The organism is Chromobacterium sp. LK1, from assembly GCF_001043555.1.
GTDB lineage: Bacteria > Pseudomonadota > Gammaproteobacteria > Burkholderiales > Chromobacteriaceae > Chromobacterium > Chromobacterium aquaticum.
Genome location: NZ_LDUI01000003.1, coordinates 137,079 through 158,918 on the forward strand (window position 1 = coordinate 137,079; position 21,840 = coordinate 158,918).

Consider the following 21,840-nt stretch of genomic DNA (forward strand, 5'->3'; position numbering starts at 1 on the left):
CATGCCCGGCCTTATTGCATTGTCGGGGCTCAATTAAAGCTCAGTTCCACGGTGGCGGCGGCGTTGACCTCGCCGGGTTGGATGGGGGCGCCGTTGACGGCGTAGCGCACCACCATGGGCAGCGCGTGCTGTTGCCTGGCCGCCAGGCTGGTGAACTCGGTGCCCAGCATATAGGCGCCGGTTTCGCCCTGGCGCTGCAGCTCCAACCCAATGCCCTGGGCGCTGTCAGGCCCGCCGGTAATGCTCAGTAGCGTGCCGGTGTTCCCTGGCGCGTTGGCGTCGCTCAGCTTGGCGCTGACGCTGGTGCCGGGCGCGCAGTCCAGATCGATGTTGAACCGCTTATCGCCGGCGCGGCCGGTGCCGGCGAAGTCGCGAGTGCTGACGTCGGGCAGGCGGACGGTTTGGCCGGCGTTTTTGAACGAGCAGCCTATCACCCTGATGGCGGGCTGATTGAAGGAGTAGGTATAGAGCGGGCTGCCGTGGTCGCTGCCTTTCTTGTTCTTGTAGTTGACGGCATAGCTCTCCGGATTGAGCCGACCGGAGGTCACCGGGCCGGTTTTGACCAGTTCGATAGTGTCGGTAATGGTGACGGTGCCATTCAAGGGCATGCCGCGCAGATTGGTGCGGCCATTGTTCAGCCTTGTGGTGCTAAAGGTCTGCGACTTTCCGGAGTGGGTATTGCTGTTTATCCAGCGAATACCGATGCCGGATGTTTGGGTTTTCCTGACGCCTGTCAGGGATGTGCTGTCGTTGTCGGTATTGCCATAGGACAAAAAGGCGTACCAGTTGCGTTGGCCGTTGGCATTGGTTCTGTCGCATGTAATCGTGGTTTGCATCACTTCCCTGGCGATCAGGTGTCCGGCGGGCGCCAGGTATGGAATCACCAAGGGATCGGGGAGCGCCTGGGTGAGGGTGCTTGAAACCACTTTGCAATCGGCATGGCTTGGGCGGCTGCAACTCCCCAGCGCCAATAGCAAGACGAGGCAGGCCAGCAGCGGGCGGCGGGTAGGCGGTGTGAGCATTTGGGTATCCTTTTCTTTGATTAAGCGCGGCGCTTAGTGGCAAGGCAGCTCTAGCCGCTGGTAATGACGCCCGGGCTTGGCGGGAGGCAGCCGATAGCGGGCGCTGCAGCCGCCGTCGCTCCATTTCACGGTCAGCAGGTCTTGCGGCTGCGTGAGCAAGAGCAGTGTCCGGCCTTGCGGGTCTACGATGCCCAAGGGCCGGCCGGCACCATCCTCCACGCTGGCGCCAAACGGCGCCGCGCTGCCGTCGCGGCGGCGCAGGCTGAATTGAACGCGTCGGCCGCTGCGCGCCTTGAACACGGCCTTCACCACCGCGCCGCGGCGCGGCACCACTTGCTTGACGCCATCCTCCAGTTCCAGCGCGGCGCCCAGCTTGCGGCTGTCCAGGCTCAGGCTGTTGGCGCGATAAGGCTGGGCGTCGGCGCGCACGCTGTAGCCGTTGCCGCCCAGGCCGGCGGCGCCGTCCACTTGCAGCAGGGCGAAGGTGTCGCCGACGGCGCGGCTGAGGTTGACGCCGCCGCCGTGGACGACGATGGCGCCGCTGGCGCCCAGGCTGGCGGATTGATGGCCGCGGGCGGCGCTATAGGCGGCGCTCAGCTGCGCGACATCGCCTTGATGGACGCCGCTGGCGCTTAGGCTGGCGTCGCCCTGGCTGTCGCGGCTCACGGAGACGGTGTAGCTGTCGGCCTCGCCCAACTGGCCGCTGAGGCTGGTATGCAGGGCGTTGCGGCCAAGCTGGGCGCTGAGCTGCGGGGCGTGTCGCCCGCTGTCCAGCGGCAGGCTGAAGCCCAGCATGATCTGGCTGTCGCCTTGACCGCGGCCGTCGCGGCTCCGGCTAAGGCTGAGGTGGTAATGGAATTGTTTCCAGCGGTGGCTGTAAGCCAGGTTGAGGCTGTGGCTGGCGCCGGGCCGGCCCCAATCATTCTGTCGGCTGAGGCTGAGATAAAGGCTGCCGCGGCGGCCTTCGCGGCCCAGCGCCTGCTGGGCGCTGAGGTCCATCCGCGCGCGCGCGCGGTGTTGGTTCGGGCGCTGGGCCAGGTCTGCCGCGTGATCGTTGAAGCTGCGGTAGCCGGCGGTGGAGTAGCGGTAAGCGGCCAGGGTGAGTTGGGTCTGGGTACGGGGCAGGGCCTTGTGGTACAGCAGGCGCAGGCTTTGCCCCTGGCTGCCGCTGCCTTGGGCGCGGCTGAGGGATTGGCTCAGGTCCAGCGACAGCGCGCCCAGCGGGGTGTTGGCGCCCAGGCCCAGCTTGACGGCCTGGAAGCGCGGCGAAAGCTGGAAGCCGGCGGCCACGGTGCCGTCGTCGCTGAGGCCGTAAACCAGCGCGCCGGCGGCCAGCGCGGGACGGGCCGCTTCGCCGCCCTGGTACTGACCCAGCGCGGCGTGATATTTCCAGCGGCCTCGGGCCTGCATCAGCGGCAGGCTGGAGAAGCTTTGATGGCTGACGCGGCGGCTGCCGTCGGCTTCGGTCACCGTGATTTCCAGTTCGCCGTTGGAGCCGGAGGGGGCGATGTCGCTGAATTCGAAGGGGCCGGGCGGCACATCGGCGCGGTGCAGCACATAGCCGTTCTGGCGCACTTCCACCGTGGCCTGGCTCCGCGCCTGGCCGCGGACCACCGGGCGGTAGCCGCGCTCGCTGTCCGGCAGCATGGCCTCGTCCTGGCTCAGTTGCGCGCCACGGATGCGTACGCTGTCGAACAGCATGGCGTCGGTGTATTGCTCACCCAGCGCCAGCTGGCTGCGCAGCGCGGTGATGTCGCGCTGCAGCAGGGTGCGCTTGCTGCGTATTTCTGTCGCTTGGCCGGTATTCCCGCTGAGGGTGGCGTCGTTGCGCAAGCGCCAGTCGCCCAGATTGAGCCCGTTTTGCAGGCCGAGATACCACTGGCGGTTGGCGCGGCCGTCCTGGCCACGGCTGTATTGGCTGCTGAATTGATAATTGGCGTAAGCGGCGTTGACGCCGGCGTCCCATAGCGAGGGGTCGACATAGCCGTCGGCGCGACGCAGCAGATGGGCTTGCGGCACGGAAAGCTCAAGTTGCAGCCGGGTGGAGTCGTAGCGTACTTGCGCATGCTCCAGGCGTCGGGGCAGGTCCACGCAGGCCTCGTCGCCGGCGCTGGACGGCGGCAGCTTGACGCCCAGCTTGCGCAGCAGCGCGGCGTCCAGGCAGGGACGCACTTTGCTGTCCCTTTCTTGGCGAAAAAGGACGTCGCGGCGGTCGGCCAACTGGCGGTTGAGCAGGATGTCCACGCGATAGCTGCCGGGCAGGATGTCGTTGCCGGCGCTCAGCACCGCTTTGAGATCCGCCGCTTGCCCGTCCAGTTTCAGAAAGCGGGTATTGAAGACGGGCGCGTCCGCCGCCAGCGCCTGCGCGCAGGCGGTCAGCCAGCAGGCGCAGGCCAGCGGGGTCGCGGCGCTGCGGCGGGCAGGGGGCGTCAGCGGCTTGCTTCTCATCGCCTTGCGGTCCGGCGGCCGGCTCAGGGCTCCAACCGGCGCGGCTGGACGGGCGCCGCGCCTTGCAGCCGGGCTTCAAAAGCCTGGCTGGCGCCAAAGTCGTTGATGATCTGGTAGCGCAAGCGCGCGTCGTTTGCGGCGTCGGCGGGCAGCGGCCATTGTCCGTCGGCGCCGGGCGCCAGCATCCGGGCGCGGCTGATGTCCTTGGATTTTCCTCCGGAGAGCAGGGTCAGGCCGGTCACGGTCACGTGGTAGCGGCTGGGGTTGTCCGCTTGCAGCCAGCTGTTGCCGCGCTCGCGCCGCAGCCGCCAGCGCAGGCGTTCCGGCGCTTGCAGCGCGTCGCCGTCCAGGCCCGGCGGGCGGTAGAACACCTTGACGCGCTGTCGCACCGCCAGTTGCAGCACATTGCCCTGCCCGGCGGCCTGCGGGATTTCCTGCACATTGAGCCAGAAGGCGGTTTCCTGTTGATCGGCCGCGCCGGCGCCGGCGTAGAGGATGCGCAGCAATTGCTCCTGCCCGGCCGGCAGCCGCGTCAGCGGCGGGGTGATGGCGAAGGGCAGTTCGGCCTTGTCGCCGTCCAGCGCTTCCAGCCAGGATTGCACCAGGATGTCCGCGCCGTGGTTGCGCACGGTGACGGCGGCTTCCTGGTGCGCGCCGTCGAAAATGACGCGGGTGCCGTTGAGGCTGATGCCGGCGTCGGCGTGGGACATGGCGAGCCAGGCCGCCAAGCCAGCGGCTTGCAGCAGGGTTTTCATGATGGGGCCCTGAAAATAGACAACGGCGGGAAGCCCGCCGCTGTAGGTTGAAGAGGCGAGGGCTTAGTCGTAGCTCAGTTCGAAGGGGAGGTCGGCTTGTACGGGGCCGGCGGTTATCGGGGTAACTGCCGGGTCCTTAACGTAAGCGGCATCAAACGTGATGGTTTCGCTTGTGCTTGGAGAGGGCTTGTTCAGCAGTTCTCCAGACACAAGGTCATAGCTTGTTGCCTTCCCCGTCTGATACAGCGCGATGCCAACGCCAGTCGCCGGCGAGCCGCTGGCGGTGTTCTTCAGGATGTTGGTTTGGCCTGTGAGCGTGTTGGTGCCGTTTAGAGCCTTGAGGGACACGATCAAATTTGTAGCGCCCTTGCAGGCAATTGTTATCGAGTGCGTTTTGGGATGGCTGGGTTTGATCGCCAAGGCTTGCACCTTGTCCATGGAGATCTCGTCCAGAGTGACATTAATAGCGGGAATCGCCATCGCTGTGCTGCCGTTTACCGAGCAACTGGGCGCAGTGACTTTGCCAGTGAACTTGATGGTGCCGGTTCGGGTGACGGTGGCGGCCTGAGACGCCAGCGGAAGCGCGGCGGCAAAGACGGCCGCCAGGGTGAGGAGGGCGTGCTTTTGTTTCATGGTGGTCTCCAGTGGTTGCGGCGCGCAGGTGCTTGGCCTGGGCCTTGAGTGGAGACGGCATGATAAAAACACATTCAATTCAGGTCTTTAGCGTGGCCTTGAATGCCTCTTACCTTTTCTTATCAAGCCATAACTTTTCTTGTTTTGACTTTTTAATGTCGGCAAACGAGGTTTAAGCTGCTTTGGTTGATTGATAAGAGTTTAAACCTGTCCTTTTGGCCAGTTTTGTGAAAATGGCAATTTTCTTGGATTGCCCGCTAAGTACCGGTTATCTAAAATATTTTGGCTCAAATTTTGTCATCTCCACCCTCATTACGCCTCACGGCCCCCATCCGCAGACCAGGTTGAAGCTCGTCGCCATGGGGGCTTTGCATAAGGCCGGTTTGGGGGTGTTTTGATTTTGGATAGTTCGAAGGACCGCCCCGTGGACCTCAGCACCCTGCTCGCCAGCTTCGCCTCCGCCTTCAACCAAGACCAGCGCCTGCTCACCCTCAGCCTGGGCGACGGCAGCGTGGCGGCCGAGCAACTGCTGCCGCTGAGCCTGGCCGGCGAGGAAGGCGTGTCGCGGCCTTACGCCTACCAACTGACCTGTCTGTCTCCGGACGGCGCGATCGAACTCAAGACCCTGCTCGGCCTGCCGGCCCGCCTCGGCATCCTGGATGCCGCCGGCGCGGAGAGCCTGCGCTGCGGCGTGGTGTCCAAGGTGCAGAGCCTGGGCTCGGATGGCGGCTTCAGCCGTTATCAGCTGACCATCGAGCCACCGTTCGCCTTGCTGCGGCACCGTATAAGTTCACGGGTGTTCCAGGACCTGTCGGTGCCGGACATCGTCAAACAGATCCTGGCCGAGCATCAGCAAGCCAACCCGGTGTTCGCCCGGGTGCAGACGCTGGATTTCAAGACCGGCGCGGCGTCGCCGCGCAGCTACTGCCTGCAATACCGCGAATCCGATTACGACTTCATCGTGCGGCTGTTGCACGAAGAGGGCTATGCCTGGCGTTTCGATCATGTCGATGGCGACAGCCCCCAGGTGCAACTGGTCGCCTTCGACGACCCCTATAGCCTGCCGCCGGCCAGCGTGGAACGAGTGCGCTTCCACCGCAGCGACGCCACCGAGGCCGAAGACGGCCTGACCGAGTGGAACGCCCAGCGCCAGATCGTCCCCGCCGCGGTGGCGCTGGCCAGCTTCGACTACCAACCCGTCAGCACCCAGCACAGCGGCGACGACAGCCGCATCGACCAGGGCCAGAACGGCAAGGCCTTGCAATCCTCCCTGCACGACTACGACCCGCAATCGCTGTACTACGCCGCCGACGCCGACCAGCTCAGCCACTACGCCCAGCTGCGCCAGCAAGCGCACGACCTCAAGGCCAAGCAATTCAGCGGCGGCGGCTCGGTGCGCGGCCTGGCCGCCGGCCAGTGGTTCCGCCTCGACGACCACCCGGCCCACGACGGCGACAGCAGCGAACAGCGCGAATTCGTCGTCACCCGCCAAACCCTGAGCGCGCGCAACAACCTGCCGGCGGATCTGAAGGCGCTGGCGGGAGAGCAAGACGCGCAACCGTTCCGCACCGACTTCGACGCCCAGCGCCGCGGCGTGCCGCTGACCCCGGCCTACGCCCACACCGAACTGGCCAAGCCCAAGTCTCGCGGCGTGCAGACTGCCACCGTGGTCGGCCCCCAGGGCGAAGAGGTGCACACCGACCAGCACGGCCGCATCAAGGTGCAGTTCCACTGGCAGCGGCCGGACGAACACCCCAGCATTGGTGCGGGCATGGACGACAAATCCTCCTGCTGGCTGCGGGTGGTGATGCCCAGCGCCGGCGCCGGCTGGGGCCATCAATTCATCCCGCGCATCGGCCAGGAAGTGCTGGTCGACTTCATCGAAGGCGATATCGACCGCCCGGTGATTACCGGCGTGCTCTACAACGGCAGCCACGCCACCCCGGACTTCAGCGGCGCCGGCGCGCTGCCGGCGAATAAAACCCTGTCCGGCATCAAATCCAAGGAACACCAGGGCGGCCAGTACAACGAACTGCTGTTCGACGACACCCCGGGCGAAGTCCGCGCCAAGCTATCGAGCGAACCGGGCAAAACCCAACTCAACCAGGGCTTCCTCACCCAGCCGCGCAGCAATGGCAAGGCCGAACCGCGCGGCGACGGCTTTGAACTACGCACCGACAATCACGGCGCGATCCGCGCCGGCCACGGCCTGCTGCTGAGCACCGAAGCGCAGAACGGCGCGTCTGGCAAACAACTGGCGCGCGAACAGGCGCAAAGCCAGCTCGATGCGGCCCTGGCCCTGAGCCAAAGCCTGGCCGACACCGCCAGCGGCCAGCAGGCCGACACCATGGAAACCGGGCCGGAGGAAATCGGCCCGGACAACGCCAAGGCCGCCAAGAAAACCGAAGGCCATCTGCAGCATCAAGCCGCCGCCTTGAAAGCCTGGGAAGCCGGCAGCAACACCGACAAGGATGGCAAAACCGCCAAGGACCAAGCCGGTCAACAACCGCTGATCGTGCTATCGGCCCCGGCCGGCATCGCCAGCCTGAGCCAGCAAAGCCAGACCGTGGCGGCAGGCACCAACCTGGACCTGGTGGCGCAGCGCGACACTAACCAGACCAGCGGCCGGCGCTGGCTGCATAACGTGGGCCAGCACATCAGCCTGTTCGTCGCCGGGATCAAGGACCAGATCGCGCTGAAGCTGATTGCCGCCAAGGGCAAGGTGCAGATTCAAGCGCAGAGCGACAGCATAGAAGTCACCGCGGACAAGGACGTGACCGTCACCGCCTGCAAGGAAAGAATTACCGTGGCGGCCAAACAGGAAATCCTGCTCAACGTCAGCGGAGGCGCTTACATCCGCATCGCCGGCGGCAATATCGAACTGCATTGCCCCGGCAAGGTGTCGGTGAAGGGCGCCAGCCATCAGATGAGCGGGCCAACAAGTTTGACGCAAGCTGCACAGGACTTTCCTGCGATGAAAGGCCAGTTTGACCAGGCTTTCAAGATCAAATGGGATGGAATTGATTTGCCTGCCAGCAAAGTGCCCTACCGTTTAAAAATGCCAGATGGGAAAGTCATTATGGAGGGCATTAGCAATGAGCTAGGAGAGACAGGGCTTGCCACTAGTAAAGTTCCCGATGGCATCATCATTGAAATTCTGAAAGATGTGCGATGAGCAATGATAATCAAGTACTGACCCGATCTCAAAGCATACACACCACGGATTCAGACAAGAACAGGCCTGAAGTCCGGCATCGGGTTTGCGATATAGATGTACCTCCGGCAGCAGAGAGTATTATTGGGCACTGCGAGTTTTACTATCGTCCTCTACATGAAGAGTATGTTAAGAAATCTGGGGTCACCTCATTGAAGGCATTGTCAGCTTGGGCCAGCAGATGGAATCCATGGAATGACATGATTGTTGCGGCTAAGCTGCTGAGGAACCGAGACAAGCTGATATTGGCAAATAGCTCGAACGATAATTGGTCGCGCCACGCCAGCTTTATGATGAGACACATTGGATGTGAACATACGCCCCCCGACTATTATGTAAGCTACGGCTACTATTACTGTTCAAACTACGGGAAGAAACTTTTTCCTCGCTTAAGTCCTGCTGGTCAGGAGTGGTTGGAAAATGGTCGTTGGTTCTTGCAGAAGAATATGGAAAAAGGCTTGAGTGATAATATGGTGGGTAATACGCTGTCTATTCCTTGTAAGCGCTATCCCAATCGTTCTGTCGCATCAACAGTGCCTAAAAAAGGACTGGAAATAGATAACTCTAAATTCAAACGCTTTGCTTTTGATACCCATGTGCCTGCCTACTTGGATGCGGGCTTGGCCGACTTGCCGGTGATGGACCTGGCCTTGATCTGTGGCCAGCCAAACATCGAAGAATGGCTGGATAAAGATACCTGGCGGCAAGCGATAGACAGTGGCATGGAGGTTGGCAATGACTGGATCAAAAATGGGAAGCAAGCAGGTCAAGATATGGTGGATTCGGCTCTCAAGCGTTTAACGTCGGTATTTAAGTAAATGGCCAAGACTATCTTGTCGCCGTCGCTTGGGAGCCGGTTGCGCTTGGCGGCTAAATGGATTGTGTTTGTAATAGGAGCGGTATTGGTACTCAGCTCCGCTGCATATGGACTTTATAAGGCATTTAGTATGTGGAATTACGAAACCGACGTGATGGAACAAGACAAGCCGTACGGCGGCGGCGATCTGCGCGTCCAGGGTCGGCAACTCATCATTTTTAAGCCGATTGGTCCAGAGATCAAGTTCAAGCCTGTGGCCGAGCGTAGTCGGCCTGGGGTGCCGGAGGTGCAGGAAACCTGGATGAATGACGTCAAGGAGGTTAGCAACCGCTCCACGGTCAGGCTGCTGCGCGGTGATATGGAACACGGGGTCAAGCGCATTTTCGAGCAGCGCGGGCAGAATGGAGCCTGGTGGTTGTCCGCCGATTGGAAAACCATCTATGTCTCCACGGACTGGATGAATTTCAAGCTGCCGGCGGGAGCCGACGGCTATGGTCAAAGCTGGCACACTTTGTGGAAGTCCGAGGATGGTGGTGTCAACTGGCGGCAGTTGCCATGGCCGGAACGTATCCAGCCTGGCCAGCCGCTGTTCTTGGACGACGGCAAACGTGGTTATCTGGTGGCGGAAGGGATGCGTATCTGGCGCACCCGCGACGGCGGCGAGCATTGGGAGGCCTTGCCGATGCCGTCCTGGGCCAATCAGCGGCTGATGGCCAATCCGGACGGCAATGGTTTGTCGCCCATGGTGCCGGACACCCGTGCCCGCTTTGACGCGTTCGACCTGGCGGAGGACGGCACCTTGCGTCTGTCGTTCTATGTGCGGCAGGCGCGCTTGGGCGGCCGCTTCGGCACGGTGGAGGAAAGCGCCTTGCTTTATAGCTTGCCTTGGGATGTCAAGGCGGAGGATCTGCCGTTGAAATGGATGCGTCCGGAGGCGGTGTTCAAGCAGCAGTCCATTGTTGACATCAAGCCGGCCTTGGGCGGCGGCCTGCATTTGATTGCCTTGCAAGGTCAGTTGCAGCCGGAGAAGGTGGCGGAGGAACAATTGCGGCCGGCGGCCTATGTGTTGTGGAAACAGGGCGAGGAGGTGCTGCGCCATGGCTTCGAGCCGCATGTGATTCCCGGCGCCTTGTTTGTCGGCAAACAGAATCAGCTGGTGCTGGCGGGAGACAGCCAGCAGCCAGGCCAGGCGATGCGGGATTCGATCACCTTGACCAGCACCGATGGAGGCCGCAAATGGAGTGAAACCAATGACGGTTCCGCGTTTGCCTGGTTCTATGAGGCGGAGAGCAATCGTATCTGGAAATACCAGACGCATTCGTTGTATTGGCGTAGCTTGTAGCTGTGGCGGTAAGGATGATGCCGTGACGTCCGGTTCACCATCCATATGCTAATCACCCAAGCAATGAGAGAGCTTAACCGTGAAGCGTGGTTTCTGAACTACGTCACTTCCATCCCCTACTACGAAGCTTGCGCTCAGGCGACCGAAGACTTTGCGGACCTATTCAATCGCCTGTTGACCAAACACGACGGCCATGGCATCGGTAATCTGGATGGTTGGGTGTCGCGCTATCTGAATCATGCTGAAGAAATCCGTCGTCGCATTGAGTTTGTGCGCTATGGGGACTACATGCCGATGTATGGCCAGCTGTCAGATACTAACCGCGATTTCAGGGGCTTGGCGGAGCAGAATATATATGGTTGGCGCACTCGCGCGGAAGACCGAGCATGGAATACGGCCCTTGAACACATGTCCCGCCTTTGCTGCGTGGGCGCGCAAGCACTGGGCAACGCCTATTGGCACGGTAAGTTGTGGGGGGATGAGCAAACCAATTGCGTAGGCCGGAATGAAGGGTTTGCCAAAGGAGCCTCCTATGGCCTGGATTTCTGGCAGGCTCACGGCTTGATCCCCGTTCCAGAGGCGTATCCCAAATATGAGCTTGATTACTCGCTCAGTTGCAAAACCGGGGAGATCTGCCCCCGTAATGGCGTGTGGGTGCCCAAGCAAGTGCTGAACGAAGGGCTGGAGCATCTGCATATTGAGTTTGTCCAGCAAGGGAGGTTAATGCCCCCTTTGTTCCGCTTCCATTTAGAAAAGCAAGTGGACGGTAACATCGTCAATTATCTTCGCGAGATGGGTGAGGAGCCTGACCTTGATGCTTATACCTCTGAGGAGGCAATCAGCACCATGGAGGAGGCAGTGTGGTATCCATTGGTACTGCTAGGTGACCTGTGGTGACACTTCATCCACAAGAGTGTTTTCTGCTAGAACGTTTTGTGTCGTTGGAGTACATAGGCGAGCTTTGCGACGCCTGGAGACAGGTTGTTTATTCGCATGAGCAGGCGCTGGAGCGGTATATGAATACCGCTCCGGCCACTTTGCGTTCAAAACATTTATCTGAACAACCAGATGTGACCTGGGGGACTGTTCTACTGCCTAACTATCGAGCAACGTTGCAAAACTTGATGAACACCTATATCGAGCGGGCCCATGATGATGCCAATGTGTTTCGTGGGGGTGGTGGTGTTCGTGGGGCTTTACGTGGTGGCAACGAATACTGGCACGGTTGGATGGATCAGAATGAGTTGGAACGCATCGGCGATTTTGAAAGTAGAGCTAGCAGGCTGGATATGAATTTCAACAGAACTTGCGAGGGCCGTTGGGAGGAGGGAGATTTGTCCTTTCGCTACGATGAGCTGAACTGGGGGCCATTGGATCTGCCTCCAGCCATTCCCGCTTATGAACTGGATGGCAGTGTGGTGGTGAGGCCTGGCGATAAGGTGGAAATCCCCGGTGTTTACCTGCCGGATGTGGATCATGCTTGCGCTCAGTTTCTGCATCCCTATCGCACCAATCAGTTGAAACTTGACTTACTGAATGTGCGGGGTATGGGGGAGATATCGGTACATCAAGGTCTGCAACGGGATCAATTCGGCGATTGGCAGCTGGAGAGGCAGGTGGTGCCGACTTGGACCTTGGTGCGGCGTGTAGAAAGCCAATTTTTCCAAGTTCCTCCTAACGGTTTTTATCCCTAACATGCTTGGCGGTAGCCTGTCTCGCAGAGGGGAATAGATTAGAATGCTTGGCTCTTCTCTGCTGCGCCTGGCTGTGTTCCGTTCTCGAGGTGTAAAGGATCTTGGTCATGCCCCCGTTGCAGCCACAGGAAGTTTATTTGCTGGAATACCTCGTTTCATTCGAGCACTTCTGCAATGCACGTGACGCAATGCGCGAGGCCGTGCGATTTGGCGAGCAATGTCTGGACGAGTTCATGCAAAATCTGCCTGCCGATTTACGGCGGCGCCATACTAGCGAGCAGCCCGATGTCGTGTGGGGAGGTCTCGTGTTACCCAATCTACGTTCCAGCCTGGATGGTCTGATCGAAGGTTGCATTTTACGAAGCCATGGCGATCCTCAAGCCTTTCGTGGCTTCGTTGGAACTCATGGTCGTAGCATCAACAAGAATATCAGTGAGTTTGATGCCAGTTGGATGCCTGAGCCACTGGGAACAATGTTTTGGGATGTTTTGTTCAAGGCGATTGCATTAGATAAGGTTATCGGTGCAACTATTGGTGGGGAATGGCAGGAAGGAAGCTTAAGCAGGCATTGTGATTTTAGTGATCCCAGTGGAGTCTTAGGTGGAACGAATATCCGCCTTCCTAAACAGATTCCAGTTTATGAATTGGACCATTCAGTCGTGATTGGTCCTGGCGATCAGGTCAAGGAGTGCGGTGTTTATTTGCCGGACTCCAAAAATACGGCTGCGCAGTTTCTGCACCCAGGGCGATGGTGGCCAGAAGAGCCGGGTATTTCGGTGCGTCAGGGCCTAAGCAAGGATGAAGAGGGCTGGTGGGATGATGAGCAGGATGTGTATCCATCCCGCTGGACGCTGGTTCGGCGTATCCCCAAGCAATTCCTTGAGGTTCCCCCCGAAGGTTTCTACCCTAAAAACCAGCCAAGCAGTGGGCGGGTTGAGGGTGGACAAGCGTGCCCTCATGCCGGTGTCTGGTGGACGCCAGCTAGGCCTGATGCGTGTCGCAGCTTTACGGCAGGTGAGGCCATGCCGGTGTTTCCTGATTCTCAATATGGGGAAACGGTCTGGTATCGGCAGGCGGAATAAATAGGACTCCATTGAGCAGTGACATGGCTATTGGCTCGGGATAGTAGAGAAATGACAAGTTGCCTATCTATTAACGGGCGTGGAGTGAAAAAATTTATTTTGGCTTCAGCGTTGATTAGCTGCACAGCGATTGCCATCTACTTCGCAATAGGCAGACAGCCTGATCAATCGACGTATCCGGAAAGAGTAGTGCTTGCGCTGGGGGAAACTGGAGAGCAGTGGCAAAAGAAATACAGCGCTATTGTTCATGTTGCTGAGCAGCCTGCTGGTCTTAGGTTTTATAAAATGCAGCCCCTCAGATCCAAGGCGTCCGTTACGGTGAGATTGGAGCATCAGGGGCATAGTTTGGAAATTGCCCATGTGCTTAGTGTGACGGGCACGCAAGATAGAGGGCGAAAAGAGGGTATTGACAGCATACAGCTCAGTGCCGGTTTGTCTTCTCAGCCGCTGATAGAGCATGACGCGGCAAGGCGTTATGTATGGAGTTTGGTCAAATCAATTCGCGCCGCAGGCTGGCAGAAGTATATCGAAGAGACGGACCCACGTTTGAACGGCAAAGCGGCTTATGAGTACGCTGTACAGAAGCATGGGGCATTAGACCCTGACTATGAGTTGTCATTGACGGAATGGATGGCGATGCCGGCTAGAACCCGTTGGAGCTTCTATGCAGAGGATGCTTTTCTGAGTCTGGAGTTCGATCGGGATGTGCAACGCATGGACCCTGCCAAGCCTGGCGCTTATTTGTTGAACGTCAGCATAAGCAGTGCTGAGCAGCAATTTAGCTCAAATTTTGAATTTGAAGAGCGTGATCATTGGCGTAATCTATGGGATGCAGCTGCACGGAAATGGAAGCAGGAACGCAATATAAAAGAGGCTAAATTGCGTGCGCAGGGTGTGGTTATTGATGAAGATTATCAGGGTCCACCTTTGCCAGCTGGGTCTGCTGGGAAGTAGAACTTATATCTGTTGGCTTGTTGGTTAGGTCATTGTTTAATGGTTTGTCTATGCCACCGCTATGCTTAAGTGGCGGGGTTTTGAAAGAGCCGACCACGGTGTGAGGCGCGAGTGATGCATCTCCGTGTCGCCGTCATCGTAATCTAGGCGATGGCTGGTATGGTTTGGTTGTGGCGGGTATTCCACCGAAAATATCAGGTTCATGCGCCGTCTTGGCGGGGGTGACGCCCGTCACCCCCGGCGAACCCCTGCGGCCGGGGGGACACAGACTCTATGTGCCGGCTGTCTGGCCGGCCGCATCCCTTCCCATTCCCCTCCTGGAGATTCTTCATGACGCCCATCCTGTTCAATACCTATCGCTCGGTCCAAGGCTTCAACAAACGCGTCCGTTTCCTGATCCTGCATTACACCGCGCTGGACTTCGCCGGCTCCGTCAAGGCGCTGACCGGCTCCGGTCAGGTGAGCGCGCATTATCTGGCGCCGGACCCTTGCGATCCCAGCTATCTGCAGGCCGGCTTCAAGCAGATGAATCTGTTCAATCTGGTGGACGAGAACGACCGCGCCTGGCATGCCGGCGCCAGTGCCTGGGATGGCCGCAGCAATCTGAACGATTCGTCCATCGGCGTGGAAATCGTCAATCTGGCGCGGGAGGAGAAGAGCGGCATGGTGTTTCCGCCCTATCACCCGCAGCAGGTGGAGGCGGTGACGGAATTGGCGCGGAACATCTTGGCGCGCTATCCGGACATCAGTCCGGTGAACGTGCTGGGCCATTCCGACATCGCCGTGGGCCGCAAAAGCGATCCGGGGCCGATGTTCCCGTGGCGGGAGCTGCACCAGGCCGGCGTGGGCGCCTGGCCGGAGGCGGAGACGCAGCGCAAATACACAGAGCAGTTCCAGCAGCAGGGCTTGCCCGGCCGGGAGAAGATGCTGGAGGCGTTCAAGCATTACGGCTACGAGGTGACGGCGGCGGGCGGCGACGCCGGCTTCTCCGCCCTGGTGCGCGCCTTCCAGATGCATTTCCGCGCCGGCGATTACAGCGGCGCGCTGGACGTGGAGACCGCGGCCATTCTGTTTGCCTTGCTGGAGCGTTATTGGCCCAAGCGTCTGGCCCTGATCAAGCTTTGACGCTGTTTGTCCGCAACGCGAAACCCGGCCGCCTGGCCGGGTTTTGCTGTTTTCACCGTGAAAAGCGCCGCCGTGCGCTTATTTGGCGGCGGCCGGGATGAAGGAGAACTCCTGGATCACGATCTCCACTTCCTTGCCGTCCTTGGGCGGCCGTCCCTGGAACAGCCATAGATTGATGTGCGGCGGCAGCGGCTGCTGCGGCACCAGGCGCGTGGGGTCCGCCGGGGCGAAGTTCCAGCGCGCCATTTCGTACTGGTCGCCGTCCTGATGGCCGTGCAGCGATTGGTAGAGCACACGGCTGGCGCTCCAGTTGAAGCGGTGGGTGCTGTAGTCGCCGTTGAGGTGCGGTTCAAAGGCGTAGGAGGTGGGCTTGGGGCCGGGCACGGCCGGGTAGACGGTGTAGTTGCCCATCGGGTTTTGCCGATTGCCCCAGCGGGCGAATTCGATGTCGATTTCATTGCTGGCGTCCGGGCCCACGTCCGGCGTTGGGTAGTTGAACAGGCCCAGCACGATGTTGTCGTCGAACAGGTCCGGCCGGCCTATCAGCTTGAACTGGTAGCGGCCAAAGCCCAGCCGCTGAGGCAGGTAGACCTCGGAGCTGCTCCACTTGCCGCCGCGTTGGGCGATCTTCAGGTGGAGCCGGCCCTGGGCGTCCACCCAGGCGTTGTTCTCGTCCCAGTCGTTGGGGCCGGGGCCGCTTTGGATCTGGTTGCGGACTTCCCAGGCGTAGCCGGAGAAATTCAGGGTCTTGGCCTGGGCCAGGCCGGAGGCGGCCAGGGCGGCGGCGATGAGCAGGCAGTAAAGTCGGGGCATGGTTTTCCTTTATCGGTGGCCTGGCCGTGACCAGGCGCTTGCGCTGGCGGGACAGTCTGCTTGGAATATAATGCCAAATGATTTTCCGGTGGGTAAATACAAGGAACAGGCCGCGCGCGCGTCTGAACCATTGACCCGCCGGCGCGGTCAAGCTTTAGGTAGCGTCAAGCCAAGGCTCTGCGGGGCAGGTCTTGCAGCGGCGGCGTTCATCATGCGAGGAGTGCGATTGTGTTGACCATGGGGTTTCTGAGCTGGTTGTTTGGCGATGAGAATCTGATGTCGCTGCTGGCGCAGAACTGGGTGCTGGGGGTGTGGATAGTGGCCGCCATCGTGTTTTGCGAAACCGGCCTGGTGGTATTGCCCTTCCTGCCCGGCGACGGCCTGCTGTTCGCCACCGGCGCCTTGCTGGGCGCGCAGGGGGTGTCGCCGTGGTGGCCGATGGGCGTGATCACGCTGGCGGCCATTCTGGGCGATCTGCTGAATTACAGCATAGGCCGTTCCGCGCTGGGGCAGACGCTGATCCGGCGCGGCTGGGTCAAGCCGCAGCATTTGGCCAAGACCCAGGCCTTTTTCGATCGTTACGGCGCGCCCACCATCACCATCGGCCGCTTCGTGCCCATCGTGCGCACGGTGGCGCCGTTTCTGGCCGGGCTGTCCGGCATGTGCCCGCGCCGTTTCGCCTGCTACAACGTGCTGGGCGCGGTGATCTGGTGCGGCGGGTTGGTGTCCATGGGGTATTGGCTGGGCGGCATTCCCTGGGTGCAGGACAATATGCTGTGGCTGGTGCTGGGCATGGTGGCGCTGCTGTTGTTGCCGCCCTTGTGGCAGTGGCGGCGCAGCCGCTTGGCGGGCTGACGCTGTTTGCAAGCGGTTCAGGATCAGGCGAGCAAGAGCGGGGCGTTGTTAATGCGCTGTGTTTGGCGATCTCGCTTTTGCTCGCGAGACTTGGACAGGCTCTTAGATGAGCGATGCGCGCGGTGCAACACGCCTTGCCGCCTGCTCCAGGCTAGCCCGCGCGATCACGCGGTGGAACGGTGTGATGGCCGCGAGGTATATCCGTCCCAGTAAGTTATGGCAATGCACGACGGATACCACGACGAGTTCCCTGCTGCCTGCCGCGCCAGCGCGCTGCTGGATCGCGAGCCGGAAGTCGAGATGACGATCATCCGCGCCCATTACCAGTTCCTCCAAACTCTTGGACTGCAGTGGAAAGAAGCCGATCACCGTCCCCTGCGCCGCCGCGGCAATACCCACCGCACGAGACGATTTGACGCCGACTGGCGCCATGATCATGTCGCGCGCCCGCGTCAGCGCGCGAATCCACCACGCCTGCTGCTCGAAGCCCGCGCGGGCCAATACTTCGATATCGTCGCTGGCCCCCGCCGGTAACTGAATCGCATACGCGTCTACCAGATCCGCGCCCTTGTAAAGCGGCGCCAGGGTACTGTCGGATGGCACGGGTATCGCATGCGCCTTATGGATATGGTTCATCAACTCATCTCCCTACGGTTTGGGTTTGGCGCGAGTCTGCGCTAGACCTTGCTTTTCCGCGCCATCAACACGCCGCGAGCCGTCCGCCCCGGGAACGATGGATGCGTCTGCCACGCAGTCGCAATCGACAGGACGTCGCGGTCTAGCCTGAAGAACCTCCGTTGCTCGGTGCCGACCCAGGCGGGATGCCAAGCGGTGTCGACCTGGATGATGAGTTTGTCCTCACCCTCAACACGGCACAGACCGGAATAAGCTATCATCGCCTCGAAAAGGGCTGCCGGATCATGATTCGGACGTTCTTGGGAGGTGAGTATCGACATGATCCTGTCGCGTTCTATGACGATATAGCCGAGCGGCGCGCGGCCGTAAGTGTCCACGCACTCGCCTGTGTCCTGGAACTCAAGCTGAAAAGACACAATCCGCCACCATCCGGACAAGGGCTGGGCTTGGATATCAGGCATGGCATCTCCTTTCTCGCTCTTGCTCGCGAGACTTTGGACAGGCTGTTAGTGCGTCAGCATCACCGCCACATACACGCCGATGGCCAGCAGGCTGACGCAGGTGCCGCAGGCGATGGGCCCGGCCGAGCGGCCGCTTTTCAGGTAATGGGTTTCCAGCACGATGATGTTGGCCGCCGGCGGCAGCAGGCACAGCAGATAGAGGGTAGGCCGGTTTTCCGTCACCAGCGCGATGTCGAAGCGGCCGCACAGCAGGATGAACAGGCTGAGCAGCAGGGCCAGCGCCACGGCGCGCGCGGCGAAGTTGCGCAGCGCCAGTTTGAAGTCCGCCAGCCGGAGCCGGGCGCCGGAGAGCCAGATGCCCAGAATCGCCATTCCCAGGAAACTCATCAGCCATTTCAGCGCTTCGTAGCCAGGCCGCGCGTAGTGTTCCAGCGCCGGCCCCAAGGGCAGGCAGGCGAGGCCGACCAGCAGCGCCCACACCGGTGGCGCCTGCAGCGTCTGGCGCAGCCGCGCGCGCCAGTGCTGGCCCTGGGCCAGCAGGCCCACGCCGATGGCGTTGCCAAACAAGGAACTGCCGACATAGGCGGCGATGATGACCATGGCGGCGCCGTCGCCAAACAGCGCGCTGGCCACCGGCAGTCCCAGCCAGCCGATATTCAGATAGCAGAAACACAGATTGTGCACCGGGTCGCGGCTGATGCGGCGTCCCAGCAGCAAGAGCAGCGCCATGATGGCGGCGATGCCGGCCATGACCGCGAACACGCCGGGGCGATGGGTGGCGATGTTGTAGATGATGACCAGCGGGATCACCCATTTGCTCAGCAGCGCCGAGGCCCGCGCCTTGACGTCGAAGGGCGCGCGCCCCAGCCCCAGACCGATCAGCAGATAGGCGAGCGGGGCGAAGAGGGATAGGGGCATTGCGCATTCCTGTGACGGGCGGATGGTGGCAGGCGCACTCTAGGCCCGTCTCTCGGGAAATGTCAATGGAATGAATGTGTCAGCGTGGACCGAGCAGCCGTTGCAGCGTGGCCTCGGTGGGCACGCCCTGGACTTTCTGCAAGCGGCCTTGGGCATCGCGGTAGAAGGAGGCCGGGGTGGCGAACACGCCCAGCCGTTCCATCAATTGCTGATTGGCCGCCAATTTGGCGCTGACGGCGGCCGGCGGCTTGGCCAGCGGCTGCACCGGCGTGCCGGATTCGTGGCGCGCCAGCGCGGCGGCCGGATCCGGCGCGGCCAAGAGGGCGGCGGCCTTGGCCGGGCTGTCCGCCGCCAGCAGGCCCACCGGAATGTGGCGCAGCTGAACCTGGCCGGCATTGACCCAGGGCCGGGCGTCGCGCCAGAACTGGCGGCAGTACGGGCAGTTGGGATCGGTGAAGGTGTAAACCACCCTGGCGGCGTCGGCCTTGCCGTCGGCTATCCAGTGGCTGGCTTCCAGCTGTCGCCACAGCGCGGCGCCGAACTGCCGGTCCAGCAGCTCCGGCTGCCATTTTTCGCCATGGGCGTCGGTGATGTTGCCGACGATGGCTTGCTGGCCGTCCGGCGTCAGGTAAAGGGTTTGCGGCCGGCCCAGATAGAGCGCGGCGTAGCCGGTCAGCCCGGCGGGGCCGGGAAAGCTGCTCAGGACTTCATAGCCCTGGGCCTCCAGCGCCTGGATGGGCGCCGGCCAGGCTTGGGGCGCAGCGGCGTGGGCGTTCAGGCTCAGCCATAGCGCCAGCGGCGCCAGGCCGCGGATCAGCGATGCGGTCATGGTCATTCCTTGGAGGCGCTGTCCAACTGTTGCAGTTTGCTGGCCAGGGTGGCCTCGGACAGTTCGCCCAGGTGTACGGTTTGCAAGCGGCCGCGGGCGTCGAAGAACAGCGTGGTGGGCAGCGCCACCGAGCCATATTCGCGGCCCAGCGCGCCGCCAGGGTCCAGCAACACGTGTTGCAGCCGCAGCGGCTGGCTACGGAAAAACTGGCGCACCAGCACTTCGTCCTCGCCCTGGTTGGCGAACAGGAAGCGCACGCCGGTGTATTGTTGCTGCGCTTGTTGCAGCAGCGGCATTTCCCGCAGACAGGGCGGGCACCAGCTGGCCCACAGATTGAGCACCACGGGCTTGCCGGCGGCCAGCGCCGGCAAGGAGGCGGGGGCGCCGTCCAATTGCGGCAGCACGCGCGCGGACAAGGCGGCCTTGGTCTGCTCCTGTTGCAGCGCCTGGCCTGCGGCCCAGGCCAGCGCGCCGCTCAGGATAGCGATGGCCAGCGGTCGGCGCAAGGCGGCGCGGCGCCAACCGCGCCATAGCGCCAGGGCCAGCGCGGCGGCGATGCCGGCCCAGGGCAGGAAGCCGCCGTCGCGCAGGTCCAGCATCGCCAGCGGCCGGTGGGCGTACAGCGAGAACCAGTAGAGCACGAAGGCCGCCCGCGAGGCGACGAAGCCCCACAGCAGCATGTCGTTGAGGTCAGACGCCACGCTGACGCGCCAGCGGCGCGCGGCGAGAAAGCCGGCGGCGTGCGCGGCCAGCCAGGCGGCGGCCGTGATGGCGAAGCTGACGGGAATGGCCAGCGGGCCAAGGTTGAAAGCAAGCATGGTTTAGTCCTGTGCCGCGCGGACGGCGCGCGGCGGGGAGGCCGTCCGTGGCCCGGGCGCCCGGTGGGCGCTGGCAGGGGGCGGCTGTCTGGCGGTGCCCGCGGCATGGCCGCGGGGTTCTGCCGCGCGAGCGGCTGGAACTGGCGTTTTAAACGTCAGAATAGACTGGGCTTTCTCAAAAAGATTCACCGCTTGCGCTGGGAGGGGGCGACGACGGCAGGGGGGGAGTATAGACGACAAACGGCCCGCCTCAGCGCGGGCGCCGGGCGGGCCGTGGTTCGGAGCGCGGTTCAGCTGGCCTGGTGCACGCGCATGAATGGCGGCGCGGCCACCACGTCCGGCGTGCTGGTGCCAACGGGGTGCTGCATCACTTTCTGCGCCACTAGCTTCAGCTCGTACATGATGCCGATGGCGGCGTCCAGCTGCTGTGGCTGGCCGTTGAAGGTGCGGTCCAGCGCGGCCAGCAGGTTTTGATAAGACTGGTAGAACTGGGCGCCGCTGACCGCCGCGCCGCTGCCGGCCGGATAATCGGAGAGCGCGGCATTGGGCAGCAGATTGAACACGCCGGTTTCGTCCAGCGGCACCGGCTCGCCGGTGTAGGACCAGCCGGAGGGGCTGCAGTCGTCACGCACCAGGCGCTTGCCGTAGTAGATTTCGCCAAACTTGAAATAGTGGGCGTAGCCGCCGCCGGCGTCTTCCTTGGGGTTGATCCAGTCGTCTTCCACCTGCACGCCTTCGCCCTGGCGCACGATGGTGTTTATCACCGCGCGGGCGCTGGCCATGTCGTGCACCTTGCCGTCCGGACAGCCTTCCACCTCGTGCGGAAACCACTGGCTGACATCCACCTGTTCGTCCAAGCGCGGCTGGGCGAAGCAGTCATGGCCGTGGTTTTCCAGGTGCTGCAGCCGCTCCAGTATTGCTTGGTAGAAGCGGCCGATGGAGTCGAAGCCGGGCTGGTTGTCGACATAGGCCTGGGTTTCGCCGGGCAGGATGGCCTGGGTGTCCGGGCGCTCTATCTCCATGAACACCTCCTGCGCCTGCTGCCGGCTCAGCGCCTTGAGCGTGACGGTGAGGCTGGTGTCCACGCACATCGGCAGCGGCCCGGGATAGTTGAGCGCCTGGCCGTCCTCGATGATGCGCGGATTGCCGCCGATGGCGATCAGGGTATTGGCGGCCAGCGTCATGTGCAGCATTTCCTCCACCACCACTGACTGCACCAGCGCGCGCGCCTCCTGGTTCTGGCCGGGCTTGATGGAGAACAGCGCGGTCAGATAAGTGGGGATGGTGGACAGCTCCAGCCGCACCGCGCCGGCCAGCATGGTTCGCACATGATGGATGTGCTCGGCCTGGCGCAGCTCGGTCATGAGTTCTTGACGTATCTTCAGCATGGCTTGGTTTCCTTGGAAGGTCGAATGACGGGGCCG

At 61.8% G+C, this 21,840-nt stretch carries 20 protein-coding genes; 9 read left to right on the forward strand and 11 right to left on the reverse strand.

Annotated features, from left to right (window positions below; translation table 11 throughout):
- Positions 1-29: 29 nt before the first annotated feature.
- The 4 genes from VI26_RS02360 to VI26_RS23050 form a co-directional block, all read right to left on the reverse strand.
- Complete coding sequence (locus VI26_RS02360; RefSeq protein ID WP_082150839.1) at positions 30-1,022, reverse strand: fimbrial protein; 993 nt, start codon at positions 1,020-1,022, stop codon at positions 30-32.
- Between the two features lie 33 nt (positions 1,023-1,055).
- On the reverse strand, positions 1,056-3,470 hold the full coding sequence (locus VI26_RS02365; RefSeq protein WP_053074181.1) for a fimbria/pilus outer membrane usher protein: 2,415 nt from the start codon (positions 3,468-3,470) through the stop codon (positions 1,056-1,058).
- Between the two features lie 23 nt (positions 3,471-3,493).
- On the reverse strand, positions 3,494-4,225 hold the full coding sequence (locus VI26_RS02370) for a molecular chaperone (RefSeq protein ID WP_048408128.1): 732 nt from the start codon (positions 4,223-4,225) through the stop codon (positions 3,494-3,496).
- A gap of 63 nt (positions 4,226-4,288) precedes the next feature.
- The gene (locus VI26_RS23050; protein ID WP_053074182.1) at positions 4,289-4,858 is read right to left on the reverse strand and encodes a fimbrial protein; all 570 of its coding nucleotides are present in this window, start codon (positions 4,856-4,858) and stop codon (positions 4,289-4,291) included.
- Positions 4,859-5,282: 424 nt separating this feature from the next.
- Here VI26_RS23050 and VI26_RS02380 point away from each other — a divergent pair, with 424 nt between their 5' ends.
- The 8 genes from VI26_RS02380 to VI26_RS02410 all read left to right on the forward strand — a co-directional run bounded on the left by VI26_RS02380 (position 5,283) and on the right by VI26_RS02410 (position 15,086).
- A complete protein-coding gene (locus tag VI26_RS02380) occupies positions 5,283-8,033 on the forward strand; it encodes a type VI secretion system Vgr family protein (RefSeq protein ID WP_082150840.1) in 2,751 nt (916 codons plus the stop codon).
- Positions 8,030-8,890 (forward strand): hypothetical protein, encoded by an 861-nt coding sequence (locus tag VI26_RS23560; RefSeq protein WP_048408129.1) that lies wholly within the window; start codon positions 8,030-8,032, stop codon positions 8,888-8,890. The genes VI26_RS02380 and VI26_RS23560 overlap by 4 nt, the downstream gene beginning before the upstream one ends.
- 129 nt (positions 8,891-9,019) lie before the next feature.
- Entirely contained in the window at positions 9,020-10,231 is a 1,212-nt protein-coding gene (locus tag VI26_RS23060) for a hypothetical protein (RefSeq protein ID WP_053074184.1), read from the forward strand.
- 45 nt (positions 10,232-10,276) lie between these two features.
- On the forward strand, positions 10,277-11,128 hold the full coding sequence (locus VI26_RS02395) for a hypothetical protein (protein WP_053074185.1): 852 nt from the start codon (positions 10,277-10,279) through the stop codon (positions 11,126-11,128).
- A 119-nt stretch (positions 11,129-11,247) separates the two neighbouring features.
- Entirely contained in the window at positions 11,248-11,925 is a 678-nt protein-coding gene (locus tag VI26_RS24225) for a hypothetical protein (protein WP_156183710.1), read from the forward strand.
- A gap of 107 nt (positions 11,926-12,032) precedes the next feature.
- Entirely contained in the window at positions 12,033-13,007 is a 975-nt protein-coding gene (locus VI26_RS24230) for a hypothetical protein (RefSeq protein ID WP_156183711.1), read from the forward strand.
- Positions 13,008-13,091: 84 nt separating this feature from the next.
- Positions 13,092-13,961 carry a hypothetical protein gene (locus VI26_RS02405; protein WP_156183712.1) on the forward strand — a complete coding sequence of 290 codons (870 nt, stop codon included), beginning with the start codon at positions 13,092-13,094 and terminating at the stop codon, positions 13,959-13,961.
- A gap of 330 nt (positions 13,962-14,291) precedes the next feature.
- Positions 14,292-15,086, forward strand: coding sequence for an N-acetylmuramoyl-L-alanine amidase (locus VI26_RS02410; RefSeq protein WP_048408132.1), 795 nt, complete (start codon positions 14,292-14,294; stop codon positions 15,084-15,086).
- Positions 15,087-15,164: 78 nt separating this feature from the next.
- Here VI26_RS02410 and VI26_RS02415 read toward each other — a convergent pair whose 3' ends face one another.
- Positions 15,165-15,899 carry a glycoside hydrolase family 16 protein gene (locus tag VI26_RS02415; protein ID WP_048408133.1) on the reverse strand — a complete coding sequence of 245 codons (735 nt, stop codon included), beginning with the start codon at positions 15,897-15,899 and terminating at the stop codon, positions 15,165-15,167.
- Between the two features lie 237 nt (positions 15,900-16,136).
- Here VI26_RS02415 and VI26_RS02420 point away from each other — a divergent pair, with 237 nt between their 5' ends.
- The gene (locus VI26_RS02420; RefSeq protein ID WP_048408206.1) at positions 16,137-16,754 is read left to right on the forward strand and encodes a VTT domain-containing protein; all 618 of its coding nucleotides are present in this window, start codon (positions 16,137-16,139) and stop codon (positions 16,752-16,754) included.
- A 102-nt stretch (positions 16,755-16,856) separates the two neighbouring features.
- Here VI26_RS02420 and VI26_RS02425 read toward each other — a convergent pair whose 3' ends face one another.
- From VI26_RS02425 to VI26_RS02450, 6 genes are all read right to left on the reverse strand, one after another.
- Positions 16,857-17,390, reverse strand: coding sequence for a DUF2867 domain-containing protein (locus VI26_RS02425; protein ID WP_197081352.1), 534 nt, complete (start codon positions 17,388-17,390; stop codon positions 16,857-16,859).
- Between the two features lie 41 nt (positions 17,391-17,431).
- Positions 17,432-17,851 (reverse strand): lipocalin-like domain-containing protein, encoded by a 420-nt coding sequence (locus tag VI26_RS02430; protein ID WP_048408134.1) that lies wholly within the window; start codon positions 17,849-17,851, stop codon positions 17,432-17,434.
- Positions 17,852-17,896: 45 nt separating this feature from the next.
- Positions 17,897-18,769 (reverse strand): permease, encoded by an 873-nt coding sequence (locus VI26_RS02435; RefSeq protein ID WP_048408135.1) that lies wholly within the window; start codon positions 18,767-18,769, stop codon positions 17,897-17,899.
- A gap of 79 nt (positions 18,770-18,848) precedes the next feature.
- Complete coding sequence (gene dsbG, locus VI26_RS02440; protein WP_197081353.1) at positions 18,849-19,598, reverse strand: thiol:disulfide interchange protein DsbG; 750 nt, start codon at positions 19,596-19,598, stop codon at positions 18,849-18,851.
- 2 nt (positions 19,599-19,600) lie between these two features.
- The gene (locus tag VI26_RS02445) at positions 19,601-20,416 is read right to left on the reverse strand and encodes a TlpA disulfide reductase family protein (protein ID WP_048408137.1); all 816 of its coding nucleotides are present in this window, start codon (positions 20,414-20,416) and stop codon (positions 19,601-19,603) included.
- 290 nt (positions 20,417-20,706) lie between these two features.
- Positions 20,707-21,804: a ferritin-like protein gene (locus VI26_RS02450; protein ID WP_053074186.1), complete on the reverse strand. Its 1,098-nt coding sequence runs from the start codon at positions 21,802-21,804 to the stop codon at positions 20,707-20,709.
- Positions 21,805-21,840: the final 36 nt, after the last annotated feature.